Annotated in this window: 11 protein-coding genes and 1 pseudogene; 8 read left to right on the forward strand and 4 right to left on the reverse strand. The window is 36.5% G+C overall.

From position 1 onward, the window contains the following. The first annotated feature begins 15 nt into the window (after positions 1-15). On the forward strand, positions 16-1,539 hold the full coding sequence (locus IE080_RS07745) for a RagB/SusD family nutrient uptake outer membrane protein (RefSeq protein ID WP_189580264.1): 1,524 nt from the start codon (positions 16-18) through the stop codon (positions 1,537-1,539). 200 nt (positions 1,540-1,739) lie between these two features. Further along, the gene (locus IE080_RS07750; RefSeq protein WP_189580267.1) at positions 1,740-5,321 is read left to right on the forward strand and encodes a VCBS repeat-containing protein; all 3,582 of its coding nucleotides are present in this window, start codon (positions 1,740-1,742) and stop codon (positions 5,319-5,321) included. A gap of 196 nt (positions 5,322-5,517) precedes the next feature. Here the strand turns inward: IE080_RS07750 and IE080_RS07755 are convergent, their stop codons facing one another. After that, positions 5,518-6,711, reverse strand: a complete 1,194-nt coding sequence (locus IE080_RS07755) for a TlpA family protein disulfide reductase (RefSeq protein WP_189580269.1) — start codon at positions 6,709-6,711, stop codon at positions 5,518-5,520. Positions 6,712-6,839: 128 nt separating this feature from the next. Between IE080_RS07755 and IE080_RS07760 the strand changes: the two genes are divergently transcribed. Further along, positions 6,840-8,234: a sensor histidine kinase gene (locus IE080_RS07760; RefSeq protein ID WP_189580272.1), complete on the forward strand. Its 1,395-nt coding sequence runs from the start codon at positions 6,840-6,842 to the stop codon at positions 8,232-8,234. After that, a complete protein-coding gene (locus IE080_RS07765) occupies positions 8,231-8,914 on the forward strand; it encodes a response regulator transcription factor (RefSeq protein ID WP_189580275.1) in 684 nt (227 codons plus the stop codon). The genes IE080_RS07760 and IE080_RS07765 overlap by 4 nt, the downstream gene beginning before the upstream one ends. Before the next feature lie 278 nt (positions 8,915-9,192). On the opposite strand, the gene IE080_RS07770 is transcribed toward IE080_RS07765, so the two are convergent. From IE080_RS07770 to IE080_RS07780, 3 genes are all read right to left on the reverse strand, one after another. Beyond that, positions 9,193-9,420: a hypothetical protein gene (locus IE080_RS07770; protein WP_189580278.1), complete on the reverse strand. Its 228-nt coding sequence runs from the start codon at positions 9,418-9,420 to the stop codon at positions 9,193-9,195. Positions 9,421-10,118: 698 nt separating this feature from the next. Further along, entirely contained in the window at positions 10,119-11,492 is a 1,374-nt protein-coding gene (locus IE080_RS07775) for a hypothetical protein (protein WP_189580281.1), read from the reverse strand. Further along, on the reverse strand, positions 11,479-12,057 hold the full coding sequence (locus tag IE080_RS07780) for an RNA polymerase sigma factor (protein ID WP_189580284.1): 579 nt from the start codon (positions 12,055-12,057) through the stop codon (positions 11,479-11,481). The genes IE080_RS07775 and IE080_RS07780 overlap by 14 nt, the downstream gene beginning before the upstream one ends. Before the next feature lie 162 nt (positions 12,058-12,219). Here IE080_RS07780 and IE080_RS07785 point away from each other — a divergent pair, with 162 nt between their 5' ends. The 4 genes and pseudogenes from IE080_RS07785 (at position 12,220) to IE080_RS07800 (ending at position 15,223) form a co-directional block, all read left to right on the forward strand. Beyond that, positions 12,220-12,852, forward strand: a complete 633-nt coding sequence (locus IE080_RS07785) for a hypothetical protein (protein WP_189580286.1) — start codon at positions 12,220-12,222, stop codon at positions 12,850-12,852. 65 nt (positions 12,853-12,917) lie between these two features. Further along, entirely contained in the window at positions 12,918-13,400 is a 483-nt protein-coding gene (locus IE080_RS07790) for a hypothetical protein (RefSeq protein ID WP_189580288.1), read from the forward strand. A gap of 233 nt (positions 13,401-13,633) precedes the next feature. After that, positions 13,634-14,493, forward strand: a pseudogene (locus IE080_RS07795) (IS1595 family transposase). 271 nt (positions 14,494-14,764) lie between these two features. Beyond that, positions 14,765-15,223 (forward strand): hypothetical protein, encoded by a 459-nt coding sequence (locus IE080_RS07800; RefSeq protein WP_189580291.1) that lies wholly within the window; start codon positions 14,765-14,767, stop codon positions 15,221-15,223. Position 15,224: the final 1 nt, after the last annotated feature.

The following is a 15,224-nucleotide window of genomic DNA, read 5'->3' on the forward strand; positions in this document are numbered from 1 at the left end:
TTAAACATTAAAGCAATGAAAATAAGAATATTTATCACAGCATGTTTGCTAATGGTAGGGGTTGCTTCATGTAATGAAGACATTTTAAATCCAATCAACCCCAATGAATTATCAGTTGGAACATTCTTTGTTTCAGGTCCGCAATTGTTGGCGGGAGTAAATGCAGCGTATGCAGGAGCCCAAGGTTTGGATTTATATATCCGCGAATATTTCTTTCTACATGATATGTTATCGGATGATGTGGAGTCAGGAGGAGGACAATTGGAAGGTCATAGAAACCAATTGTTGACTGGATCAATTGACCCATCAAATCCGATAATCATCTCTAATTGGAGAGGCTTCTACCGCATCATTCACAGAGCTAATATTGTTTTAGATAATGCTGAAGGTCTAACAGAAGAAATCACAGAATCCTTAAGATCACGTATCATTGGTGAAGCTTTGTTTTTGCGTGCTTGGGGATATTTTGAGTTGGTCTCCCTATGGGGCGGGGTACCTCTGATGACAACGATGGCTACATCCATTGAAAGTGCTTCTCCTAGGGCTACCGAAGAAGAGGTTTACCAACAAATAATTACGGACCTCACTGAGGCAATTGACCGTCTACCTGCAAAAGGAGCTTATGGAACAGCTGACATTGGAAGAGCTACTAATGCTGCAGCAAGAGCATTACTTGCAAAAGTTCATATGTTCAGAGGAGAGTATGCTTTAGCCAAACCTCATTTAGAAAACATCATCAACTCGGGAGAATACAGTCTAGTCCCTAGATACTTAGATAATTTTGAAGAGGAAAATGAGCATAACCAAGAATCCATCTTTGAAATCATTATGACCAGAAGTTTTGGAGATGCTGATGTATGGGGAGGTGACGGTTCAGGTATTTCTTTCTCCACGTTCAGAGGTCAAGAGTATAGTCCAGTGGCATGGAGGAATCTAGTCCCAAGTAGATCTTTGGTTCAGGAATTTGAAAAAGAGGAAAATGGAGCTGAAAAAGATGACCCTAGATTCTCCTATAATTTCTATCAGATTGGGGATACATACAACAATGGTAATAATGTGTTGACTCCTGATGCAGTGCAAGGAGACAATGAAAGACCAAGCTGGAGAAAATACACCATGATTTACAAGCAGCCCGCTGAAAATATGGCTTCTGGCATCAACTTCCGTGTCATCCGATATGCAGATGTTTTACTAATGATGGCGGAAGTTGAAAATGAACTTGGAAATACCGCTGCTGCCTTACCATTTTTAAATGCAACTAGACAACGAGCAGATGTTGCTATGCCTCTTTATCCTACTAGCCAATATCCAGTAGGAAATCAAGAAGAAATGAGAAGAGCAATTCAACATGAAAGAAGAGTTGAATTCCCCGGAGAACAAATCAGAAACCGAGATATCAGAAGATGGAGGAGAATGAACGTACTTACAAATGCAACACTTCCTCATTTTAGACCACACCATGATTTGATGCCATTACCATTTGCTGAAATTGATAACAATTCAGCATTGACTAACGACGATCAAAATCCAGGTTACTAAAAAGATACCCGTTTTATGTAAATAGTTAGGAAGTCATAAAGGCCCGAAGAAATTTTCTTCAGGCCTTTTATACCTCAATACACTTCAATAAAGCTCTTTAAGTCTATACTTTTTCTTGTCCTAACCAATCATGTGTTATCTTAGTAATTATTCTTATTTCAAATTCGTCATACTTTAACGTTTATAAATTAATAGAGCTTGTGAACATACCAACTAATCCGTTAACTCTCAACAAGAGATATGGAGTGTACCTTCAACTAGCTTTTGCATGTATTTTCATCTCTTTAATAGGATGCAATCCAGAATCTTCTAAATCAAATTTATTTCAGCTACTCCCACCTTCCAAAACAGGAATTAATTTCAATAATGAGATTAAACTTGATGAAAATTTTAATATTCTTGATTTTGACTACATCTACAATGGTGCAGGAGTTGCTGTAGGTGATTTTAACAATGACGGACTTCCCGATTTATTTTTCACAGGAAATCAAGTTTCCAGTCGACTATTCCTCAATCAAGGTAAGCTCCAATTCAAAGATGTAAGCGAAAAATCCAATATTTCAACCAAGACCTGGGCAGAGGGTGTAACATTGGTAGACATCAACCATGATGGGCTTTTGGATATATACATTAGCGTTTCCAATCGAGACGAACGAAATACAGACCCAAATTTACTTTTTATCAATCAAGGCCTGGACAAGGATGGGGTTCCATATTTTGAAGAAATGGCTTCTGCTTATGGTGTCGATGATAGAGGATATAATACACAGGCTGCATTTTTTGATTACGATGGAGATGGTTTTTTGGATTTGTATATTCTTTCCAATGCCATGGAATCCTTTCAGCGCAACACATCCAGACCAAGGGAAAAATCAGGACGTGGAAAAAGCAATGATAAGCTTTACAAAAACAATGGCGATGGAACTTTTACAAACGTTTCGAAAGAAGCTGGAATTCTAATCGAAGGCTATGGACTTGGTTTGGCAATCAGCGATATTAATCAGGATGGCTTCCCGGATATTTATGTGGCAAATGATTTTTTAACTAATGATATCTTGTACATCAATAATGGTGATGGCACGTTTTCAAATCAAATAGATCAAAAGCTCAAACACCAAAGTTTCAATGCGATGGGCGTGGATATAGCTGATTTCAATAATGACGGCCTCGTGGATATTATGGTCGTGGATATGTTCCCTCCAGATAATCTACGCCAAAAGACCATGTTTGCCCCTACAGCAAACTATGATTTATTCATGAGCAACCTTTCCATAGGGTATGAACCCCAGTATGTAAGAAATACTCTTCAACTAAACCAAGGAAATGGGCTTTTTAGCGAGATTGGTTTTCTTTCTGGAGTCGCACAAACAGACTGGAGTTGGTCTCCTTTATTTGCTGACTTTGACAATGATGGGTACAAAGATTTATTCATCAGTAATGGCTATGGTAAAGACATCACAGATATGGACTTTATCAACTTTAATCAAACACTGGGTCCATTCACCACTCCTGAACAAAGGCGTATGCATTTATTGGAAGGATTAAGTAAACTTCCAGAAGTAAATCTGGCTAATTTTCTTTTTAAAAATAATTATGACCTAACATTCACTGACAAAAGTAAGGATTGGGGCATGATACATGCCTCCATATCAAACGGTGCTGCCTATGCCGATTTGGACAATGACGGGGATCTCGAACTGATCATTAACAACTTAAATGAAAACGCCTATCTATACCAGAACTTAAGCAGAGAAAAGCACCCAAAAACATCTTCTTTTATTAAGTTTGATATCAAAGGGCCTCCACAAAACACGATGGGGCTAGGTACCAAGCTGGTTTTAGAGTATTATGCCAATGAAAAAAAACACGTGCAGTATTATGAACATTATCCTACGCGAGGATATAAATCATTTGTTGAACCAAAAGCTCATTTTGGATTAGGTGAAAAGACAGATAACCTAAAACTCACCGTCACATGGCCCGATGGTAAGCGACAAATTATCAACAATCTTACTCCCGACACAACTGTAACGCTAGACTATCAACTTGCAGAAAACACTGAGGCTGCAGAAAAGAAACCATTACTACCTGATTTCGAAGAGGTCTCAGCAAAGTTGGGACTATTACATACCCATCAACATAGAGTCTTTAATGATTTTAATCGACAGGTTCTCCTTCCTCATAAGCACTCGGAAAATGGGCCTGGCATGGCAGTAGGTGATGTCAATGGTGATGGTTTGGATGACCTCTTTATTGGAGGGTCTGCGGGATTCCCAAGATACCTTTTTATCCAAAATCAGGACGGGGAGTTTTCACAAAAAGAAATATTTATAGATGCTTATGCTGACGATATGGGATGCCTCCTGATAGATATAGATAATGATGGAGACCTAGACCTTTATGTAGTGAGTGGCGGAAGTAGACATACAAATAGCAGTGATTTCTACTATGATCGACTTTACCTGAATGATGGGAATGGACACTTTGAACAATTTTCCGACAAAATCCCCTCCACCAATTTTAGCGGCTCCGTGGTTACTGCTGCCGATATAGATGGTGATGGTAATTTTGAACTATTTATTGGGGGGAGAGTAAGTCCTGGAAGGTATCCTGAAATTCCTCCATCGGTGCTGTTGACATTTGAAGAAGGCAAATTTATTGACGTAACAGACGCAATCATTCCTGAAATAAAAAACTATGGAATGATAACTTCTGCTGTTTGGACAGACTTTGACCAAGATGGATTAATTGATCTGATTGTAGTGGGTGAGTGGATGCCGATTACTTTTTTTAAGCAGTATAAAGAGAATGGTTCCATCACACTTGAAAATGTAAGCTCAGCCATTGGACCCAAAAACTCGGAAGGTTGGTGGAATAGCATCTACAGTATTGGTACAGATAAAAATGGGAACCCTCAGTACATTCTAGGCAATGCTGGAAGAAATACCCGATGGGCCATAAGTGAAGAGAAACCTTTAACCTTAATAGCTAATGACTTTGATAAAAACGGAAGCATGGATCCCATTATTTTTTCTTTCCTTCAGGATGGATTTTTCCCTATAGCTAGTAGGGACAAGTTAGTCAATCAGGTCCCTTCTTGGAAAAATCGCTTCCTTAGATACTCAGATTTTGCAAATTATAATTTGGATAATTTTTTCACGAAACCTGAAAAAACCAATGCTATTCATCTTCAAGCAAAGTATTTTAAAAGTGCTACCATGCATTTAGGTGAATCTGGCACATTTGTTCTTACTCCCCTTCCCATAGATACCCAATTCTCTCCTACTTTCGGTATCCACCATGACTATATTCATAAGGAACTGTTTTTGACCGGAAACTTTTATGGCAATGAAACGGTGACGGGTCGTTACGATGCTTCCATTGGCAATATTATCGGATTAGACAAGCTTCATAATTATTCCATCAACAAAAAGCACTCAGGTTTCCTTGTGGATGGAGAGGGGCGCTCGATGGTGACTATAAATCATTTTAATGGCGAATCACTCATTGCTGCAAAACAACATCAAGGTCCTTTAAAAGTGTTCAGAAACACCCAAAACAGGGATCGTCTCAATCAAATTCAATTAGAACCTGATGATTTTAAAGTGGTTTTTGAACTTGATGCAAATGGACACATACAAGTAGAGTTTCCTTATGGCCAAGGCTACCTTTCTCAATCCTCTAGAAATATCCCCATACCAACTAATTGTAAGGCAATCAGCATTAGTAAATTTAATGGAGATACTCGGGTAATTATACACTCATCAGAGGAAATAGAATAGTAAACAAGCGTTAGTTAAATCCATAGTTATTTATTCAAGTAATTAACAGTGAGAATTACACTATTTAAACAAGCAATAAACCTATGCTATTCTGAAAATCATAAGTTATAAATGAGTGTTGTTTGACAAAAGAGTAAACCATGGGCATAAAAAAAACCAACTCTATTACTAAAGTTGGCTTATTTTGCAGACAGGCCTAATCCAAAACACTGATTTTAATAAAGTCTACTCCGCGTCTTTCCTTTTTGAGATTTAGTCCAATATTTCTCAAGCTTTCCCAAAAACTATCTGGATTTTCGGGTTCAAATTGAAAATCAATTTCAAAGAATACATCCTCCTGAAAATCACTTACTACGATAGCACCAATAACACCAAATTGTTCCAAATAGCCTGCAAAATCAGCTAAAGAAGCTCCCTTTGACTTGAAATAATCACCTGAAGCTTGATAGGGTGACGACTGGTTTGATTTTTCAGGAAGTCTATTTTCATCTTCAATGTATAATAAAACGATCTCACTTTCAACATGGATAGTATCTATTTCTAAACCAAATTGTTCTTTTAAATTCATCATCAAAGTGGCTTTCAATTCTTGTTCATTTGGATTTTCAATAACCAAATCAACCGAATAAATATCATCCTCAAGCATACGGGTATCTTTATCCATTATCTGAAATCTCCTCCATCCTTTATTATAAACATATTGATACATTCCACGAATACTTTGATTGATAAAAGACACTCTTCTATTTTGGTATTCTCCAACGGAAGCACCTTTCTGAAAAGAGGGAAGACCTTCAAACTCTCCCAAAACTATAAATGATTGAATTACATTGGAAGGCAACTCAAACAAATCATCCTTTACAAGATCAAATTCCACACGGTCTTTCTTGGTCGAAAGTTGAATTTTTTCTCCATTCAAATAGTTGGAAATCAACTCAGTTGTAACATGCTTGGGATCGGTAATTGCCAAAACCTCCCCATATTGATCAATAAGTACAGCATGCGGGATTATCCTAAAGGGAAACAGTGAGCGCAACTCATTTTCCGGATCAATCGAAAATTTAAGATTATAAGTCTTTTTAGCTATGAATTTATTTACTCTTTCCACATCTTCTACAGAAACAGGGATAATGAAAAGATCTTCTTTAAATTCTTCTTGTAGTAACTCAAGATGAGGCATGCTTGCAACGCATGGAGCGCACCAAGTTGCCCAAAAATCAATAAGTATTAATTTCCCGGAATCAGGCCTAACTTCATATAATTGATTATTCCTAACATCCAACAATGAAATATTATTCATCAATTGGTCTCCTGTAAAGAGTTCCTGAGACTTGGATTGAAAGATAATTAGCGCGTAAAAGCAGACAATAAGGCAAAAGGTTTTTTTCATGACTCTTTAAATTTTGACAAGAGCAAATCTAAATTAGCCTAGGTTACCCTTTGTAAAACTGAGTGTAAACAAATGTAAATTATTGTAAATATGATTCTCAATTGGTGTAGTACATTCTATCTTTATGCATGAAATTTAAAAATCAGCTCTTACAAAAAGGTACAGCAGGCTTGGTTGTAGCACTTTTTATTCTGCAAGGGTTTTTATTATTCCAAAACCATCAAGCTACCAAAGAACAAGTTTTCCTTGAATTAGAGGTCTTAACTAAATCAACAATAGCAGAGTTGGATACTATTCGTGTAGAACAGATCAACTCCAAATTTGAAAATGATATAATAAATTTAGGCGTTGTAAAACTTGACTCCGTCATTACTGAAACTGGAAGAAAGTTGATAGTAAGGGATGCTAAAGAAAACTATAATTTAGTGGAGGTTCATTTTCCAAAAAACCCTAAAACCGATGAAAAAACAAATCTAGAGCTGCTTTTAATGAAAAATAAAGAAATGCTTTTGGAAGGTTCTATCATGTATTGGCAAGAAACCTTAGGGGAGAAGATGAATGAATACATGAAAGAACCATGGAACTTACAAGAAGTTGATTCGGCATTGGTAACCAAATTAACGGGACGATTTTCCAAGTTGAGTGTGGGTTTGGTGGAAAATGACACTAATAGAGTTTGGGGAAAAACGATGGACCAAATAATCAATAAAAGATTTCGATTGAATCAAAGTCTAACAGTTGGAGTAAATGGACTCGCATTAGAAGCATTTTCACGGATGAAGTTCTTTGTATTTATGTCTTTATTGGTATTTGTATTGCTCATTTTGAGTTTCTATTTGATTATTAGATCATGGTCCAATGAACTACAAGTCATCAAGCTAAAAGAAGAGCAATTAGATCATTTAGCCCATGAAATATTGACACCATTAAGTATCATTAGTATCGCGCTTGACAGGATTAAGGTCAAATCTGAGGGCCAAATTGATTTAAATAAGTACCTAAGAATTGCAAAATCAGAAATTAAGAGAATGGATATTTTAAGCCGAAATATTCTTTTCAAAGGCTTAGGAGGACAAGCTATAACAATAAATCTTTTAGAGTTTTTAAATCAATACAAAGACCTACAATGGGAAGGACTTGAAATCAAAAGTGATTTCCTCCTACAATCTAACTATTTCATAAAAATGAACAAAGATAGTTTGGAACTTGTGATTTATTCTCTTTTAGACAACGCAGTCAAATATGCTGAAAAGATCCCAGTTACTGTTGAATTCAAAATTCGGGAGACTCCTGAGCACATTTTTCTAACAATACATGATAATGGCGTAGGAATAAAAGATGAAGATAAATCTAAGGTATTTCAAAAATACTACAGATCAGAAAGAGCCAAGTTAAATGGTAAAAGGGGTTTTGGATTAGGTTTATACCATGTATCAAGAATATTAAAAGAAACTAATGCTGAAATTTCAATGAAAAATGTTCCTGTAGGAGCAGCTTTTGAAATAAAATTCAATAGGGCATGAGAAAAATTGACATTCTATTGGTTGAAGATGAAAAAGCGTTGGCTTTCTTGGTTAAAGAAAGTCTAGAAGAAAAGGGATTTGAGGTTTTACATGCACATGATGGACAAGAAGCACTAGATTTATTTTATCAGCATGAATTTTATTTAATCCTATTAGATATAGCCATGCCAAAAGTAAATGGGTTGAAAGTCCTATCAATCATCAGGTCAACCCATCCCGAAATACCAATTTTAATGCTCACTGCAAGAGTTAAATCTGAAGATGCTGTTAAAGCATTAACCTTAGGTGCCAATGACTATATACGAAAACCATTCAACTTTGAAGAGCTCCTCGCCCGGATCAACAGAAACCTAAAAACCCACCGTCAAACAAATGAAACTTCAAATAAACTTACATTTTCTTCATTCACATTGGATAAAACTAATTTTACGCTTATCCATAAAAGTGGTGTACAAAAATTAACCTACAAAGAGGTGGAACTATTAGCGTTCTTTATCATCAATATCAACAACGTGATAGAGAAAGAGATGTTCTTTTATCAAGTATGGGGAAATGATGAACTTTTTGTTTCTAGGACTTTAGATGTATTTGTTTCAAGACTCCGAAAATACTTAAAAGTTGAACCCTCAATCGAAATACAGAATATCAGAGGGATTGGGTATAGGATGGTGGTTAATTAAAAGATCAGAAGAGATAGCTTGTGCCCGCCAAACATGCTGCACAACCTCTCATGTTGGCCTGTCTATTCTTTATTGTTGTTTATTTATCAAGATGATGATAAAGAACCCCGCTTCATCTGTGATCGCCATCGATACTGCAAATCTCCTTTGAGAAGATTTTCGATTAGGTTGGTGAATATGTCATCCCTTCATCTTATCCGGAGCCTGCCTTGTTTCAAAAAAATCTGTAATGTACACGAAGTCAAGGCTTTCAAAAGATTGGTGAGTATAAATTACTCTCATAGACCCAATCTCTTATCCAGCCTTTTCTCGAATTCTTCCCTTGTATAAACCCTACCTGATAAAATATCCTCTTCAGCTTTTAAAGCTCTTAAGGTGAGTTTTTCTTTAAGTATCGGATCCAAACTGGACTTAACTAGCAAGGTCTTAATTGCCTCTAAAATATGAAGGTCTTTTTCCTTCTCTATCAGCATCCTTAATTCCTGTTTTATGTCTGTTGCTTTCATAGTAATCATAAAGATAAACATTTTTTCATTTAAAAAGACTCACCGAGGACTCACCTCAATTTTGGGAAAAATTGAAGACTTTGGCTAAAAGTCAAAAAGACCTGCATTCGCTGAGTGCAGGTCTTTTTGATTGATATTCTGTAAACTTAATAAGAAAAACCGCTTTTAAATGATCTAGAAGGCTTTTTCACTTGTAGAACATTTTTGACAACGGTTTCAAAAACTTAATTTTGACGGTTTTTGAAACCGTTGTTTTTCTACTTGGCAGAGAGGAAGGGAAAAGAACACCTACCCATAACCTCTCATTATCAATATTTTACAATTTTTATCAGTTTGAAACTCACCGAATCACTCACCTCGTAAAACACACCATATTTTACAGATACCTAAAACTACTTGGAATTTCAAACCATCTTTCAAAAATCTATTTCCGATATTAACTTACCAAAAAACAGACGCCCTTAATCCAAGCAAACGGGGAATAAAAACAGGAACAGGTTTGAAAATACTACCCTTCAAATAAACATATCTGTTTAGGGTGGAGATTTTTTAAACTGCCGAAGGGTATTCTTGTTTTGACTTTAGGGTTGCTTGTGGGTAATTTGCTTAACTTTGCGATATGTTTGATGGGGCCTAAAACAGATTGCCTCTTTAAAACATTAAAGTGTCATAGTACTATTTCTTAATACTTATCCCTGCTACTTCCCAAAGAAATAATTCAACCCAACACCTATTTCCATGCCATGGACTCTATTTTGTAAAAGGCCTGTACCAGATGTAGGAAGCCAATAATGTGACCGTAGATACATGCCCATCCGCTGAGAGAGTAAATAGTTAGTACCTATTCCAATCTTGAGATGACTAATTCCAAATTGATTTTTTTGAAGAGTTTCGAACTGATCATCAATCCCTAAACGTTCCTCAAATTCATATTGAAATTCCTGTTTGCGAAGCAAATTGCCGACCACCGCAATACTACTTTCAAAACTAAATCCACTGTAGTATAAGCTCCTCCAACGCAACTCAAGAGGGAAAAACCATTGATGATTAGTGACATAAATTTCATCTATAATGGAAATATCTGAAGGCCTGCCAGGCAATTGAGCCAAAATAGCTTGGGGATAGCTAGGAATGTCATCATCATCAATTTCTCCCTTCATAGAGTTTCGAATTGCTCCTGCATAGATCCCCCAACCACTCTCCCATTCCAACCCCAATTGAATGCTTTGGGTACTTGATACATAATAGTCAATATTTCTACTCACAGGCACTAGTAAAGACAAACCTGCTTCTACATTAAAAAAAGGTTTTTGCTTAGATTCATCATAACTATTGGTAAGATTACTGGTATCTCCTATGACCAATTCTTTTTCCAGCTTCATGACAAAGTTTTCTTCGGGAGCAACAGAGGGAGCAGCAAGGATAGTTGAAGACCTTACATTTGGGTAACCATTTTGAATAACAGCAGTCGAATCTTTGGAAATTATACTCGAAGAACTTCCCTTTTCACCAGCAACTTCATTAACTTTCACATCCTTACTATCTGCTTCATTGGTTAAGGACTTCTGACTGGAAACTGTTGGTATTCTAGTAGGTAGAGTTGAATCGCTACTTTTTAAAGAATCGTAATCCAAATCTTTTTGAACTGACTCTTTAGCTTCTTGAACTTGAATAGTTGCTAATGCACTAGTTAGGTTATCGCTAGCTTCTTCCTGCAGGACTACTTGCCGAGATTCTTGGCTGACAACAACGGTCCTGTAAACATATAAGGTATCGATGATGTAAACAGTATTGCGCAGAACTACTGTGTCTATTTTGTTTTCACTCAAAAGGATAGAATCATTGGAATAGTTAGAATCACTCTGCTTTTTGGTAGGAAACAACAACCAGGCTAGCATAAAAAGTAATGTGCTGTAGGCATAAGGCATAAACCAACGTCTCCACCATGGAACTGTTGGCACTGTTGCGTCAAGCATCGGTGCAAAAGCAGCCCAGGCATCTTCTGTATACGGGGTATGGACTTCCTCAAGCTTTTGCTTGATTTTTTTTTCAAAGTTGTTATCTCTGTCCATGTTGATTCGTGTTTTTCTGTGATAATCCAGCCAGAGCCTGCTGTAGCTTTGCTCGGGCCTTTGCGTAATTTGATTTAGATGTTCCTTCAGAAATACCTAATTGTTCTGCAATTTCCTTGTGTGTATATTCTTCTACTGCGTACAAAGAGAACACTATCCGGTAAGCTGGAGGCAGCTGCTGGACCAAGCGCAGTAATTCTTCAACACTCAACTCATCAATTACATTAGTTTGATAAGCATCTGTAAATTCTCTCCCGTCAATATCCTGAAAACGCTGTTCATAAGCTTTAACTTTTCGGAAATGGTCAATAGCAGTGTTGACCATAACTCTACGCACCCAGCCTCCAAAACTGAATTCAGGATTATAGGTGTGTAATTGTTGAAAAACCTTCAACATTCCTTCATTGACCAAAGACTTGGCTTCTTCCAAATTAGATGCATAGCGACGACTCACATTCATCGCCAATGAATAGCAGGTAGAAAAAAGTTTCTGTTGCGCTTTCCTATCATGGGAAAGGCACTGTCGGATGACTTCTTGAAGTTCAGAGGAATTTGGAAGATTCATTGCGACAGTATGACGAAGTGAGTATTGAACATGGTTGCCTTGAATTACTATTTTTTTCTAAAGAGGCATAATAAAAAAAATTACTTTTTTTCATTTTCACAGGCAACCATTTTCAAAGTTGAGAGCGTAATCCCATCAAATTAAACCAAAACTTTCACAACGATGAAAAAATTACTGCTATCATTTGCCTTCATATTTCCAGTTACATTCCTAGGTTTTGCGCAGGACAAACAAGAAACCCTCTTCAATTCTACCGTTGGTATTTCAAATATTGGCCTTATGGTCGAGCCTGGATTCCAAGTTACTCAACTTGCGGGAGAAACTGCTGGATTCTTTCAATTTAGAGGAGGAATTGTTCTGAATGATAAATTCACATTCGGTGGGTTTTATGGGCAATTATTGAATGACGTAAGGCCTGCCTCTTTTGGTACAACCTTACCTCCTAGAGCACATCTAGATTCTTGGAATGCCGGTGGTTTTGTGGAATACACCCTATACTCGAACAAATTAGTGCATTTTTCTTTTCCTTTAGCTGTAGGAATAAAAGAAGTAGAAATTGACAATGAAGGCCGTGGATTTGACTTTGACGAAACCAAGACACTATTTTTCGAACCACGTGCATTACTTGAGATTAACCTGCACCGATTTGCCCGCTTAAACGCTGGTATTGGCTACAGAATCATGGGTAGTACCATTGAAAATGCAGTAGGCGTACCAGATGTTGGTAATGCACTTACCTTTCAAATAGGATTAAAAATGGGTGTTTTTTCTTTTAGTCAGCTGAAAAAGAACTAACTATAAATACATACCAGAATCTTTAAAAACATTTAATCAATTAATATAACTAAACCAATTTACTCATGAAACGAATCACAATTTTTTATCTCATGACATTGCTTTTGTCGGCATGCTCACTTACAGAGGACAACAATCCGCAGACTCTCAAAGAAACCAATCCACAGCTGAACGAAAACAGCAATGATCAAAATCCTAATAACTCCAATCCTCCAGCCAATAACAGTGATGATCTTAGAAGTATCTTGACTAACGCTTCTAATGTGAGAATTATCAGCTTCATTGAAGACAGTAAAGATAAAACAGCTCAGTTTTCCAGCTATCGTTTTTCTTTCAATACTGATGGAACTGTTGTAGCAAGTCTAAATGATTATAGAGTGAATGGGACTTTTCGGGTTTTTAGAGATGATGGAAGAATTGAGCTAGAAATGAACTTTCCTGCTAATTCTGCGCTGCAAGAATTGGACGATGATTGGTACTTTATCTCCCGCACATCCAATACACTTACATTTGAAGATAGTGGAGATAGAATTGTCTTTGAATTTTAAATAATCTGATTAATCGCATTTATTCCAGTAGCTACACAAGTGATCATATTCAATAGATTTACAAGCATCTGTTGATTGTAAATCGTTGACTGTGGTCGATTATCCTCAATGGCATCAGTCGCCAAATAAATATATAATGACAGTTTCCCTAAATTCTCCGGGAGAAGATGTAACAATTGCTATTTGTGACCATTCAATGTATCAAAATTAGGTCAAAATAAACAGTTTTGACCATGAATTTTGTAAACTTCATCAATCACTTTCCAGAAGAATCGTCTTGTATTGAATTCATTAAGAATCAAAGGCTTCAGCAAGGAGTAATCTGTAAAAGGTGTACCTGTAACAAGCATTATTGGCTTGAAAACAAGAAATCTTTCCAGTGCTCTGCCTGTAGTTTCCGAAGAGCTATCAAGAGCGGAACTGTGATGGAGAACAGCAATCTCCCAATTCACAAATGAATGCTTGCTATAACCTTCATCTCAGCCTCCAAGAAGGATTCAGTGCAGCAGAGCTACAGAGCCAACTTGGTTTAAAGCGATATGAACCTGTCTTTAGGATGTACCATAAAATCAGGGTAGTAATGGAAAAAGGGGATAATATTTACAGACTTGAAGATATGGTTGAGTATGATGAAGCCATTGGTTGATAGGCGATCTATAATAGAACCAAGGCCAAACTTAAACGAGAAAGGGGAAGCCAGAAACGGTCAAAAGTGGCTGTTATGGCTGAATAAACTGTGCTAGAGGATCCCTACTCGGGTAAACTTGACAAGAGCTATAGATATTTTAAGATGAAGAAGATAAAGAACTTGGAGGCTAAAACATCATAATTTTTAATCGAGGAATTCATTGATGATAATACTGTACTTCAAACAGATTAGAGTTCCACCTTCTCAGATTTGAGTGATTGTATTGATGTTCATGTCAGAGAAATCTCTGGAGGCAATGAAGGCAATTTCAACCATAAAAGGGTTCATATTGCTATCAGTAGCTTATGTAAATACTTACAAACATACCAAATGATATTAGAAAGGATGATACGGAACTATCTTGATGAAACCGGTTGGAAGCTCAATAGAAGACATTTCGATTAAAAACCATTTGACAGGCTAATCATTGCTGCTATTTATCCATACTGGCATGATTGCGGTTATTTATAGAATTAGATTTTGATCCAAAAAAACAACAGCCATCTCATTTGCGGAGCGACAAAAGCTTTAAAAGATATGTAGTCAACTGAGAAAAAGGCTTTCAAATACAAATAATTATGAAATTTTTAGACATAATCTTGTAATAGATCAAAAGGAGTCAATGATGACCTTTGTGAAATCAGTAATAATTTTTACTGCACGAAAATAAAAGGTTATGAATAAGATTGTAATTCAAAAGTTGTCCTTATGGTTTTCTATTGCACTATTGACCGTAAGTTGCTCAGGCACGGTTCAAACCAATGAACAAGATAAAGAAAAGCTGAAGCAAGATGAAATAGATACAAGAGTCGCACAAATTATTGAAAAAAGGGATTTTTTAACCGATTTTAAAAGTTTCACCGAACAAACTCAGCTAAAGGTAGAGAAAAACAATCAATCCATAACTGAGCTGAGACAAGTTATAATTGAAGAGAGAAAATCATCCAATGGAGAATTTGCTACAAAAATCAGGCAACTTGATTTCCGAAATAAAGCATTGCAAAAAAAAATCGCTGCTTTTGACCAATCCCACCTTAGTGAATGGAGAAATTTTAAATCTGAAGTAAATCGGGACTTTGATGAATTAGAAAGCGCAATCAATAATTTATTTACAATATCTAAAAGCTACCAGTAAT

Origin of the sequence: Mongoliitalea lutea, from assembly GCF_014652135.1 — a bacterium.
Taxonomy (GTDB): Bacteria; Bacteroidota; Bacteroidia; order Cytophagales; family Cyclobacteriaceae; genus Mongoliitalea; species Mongoliitalea lutea.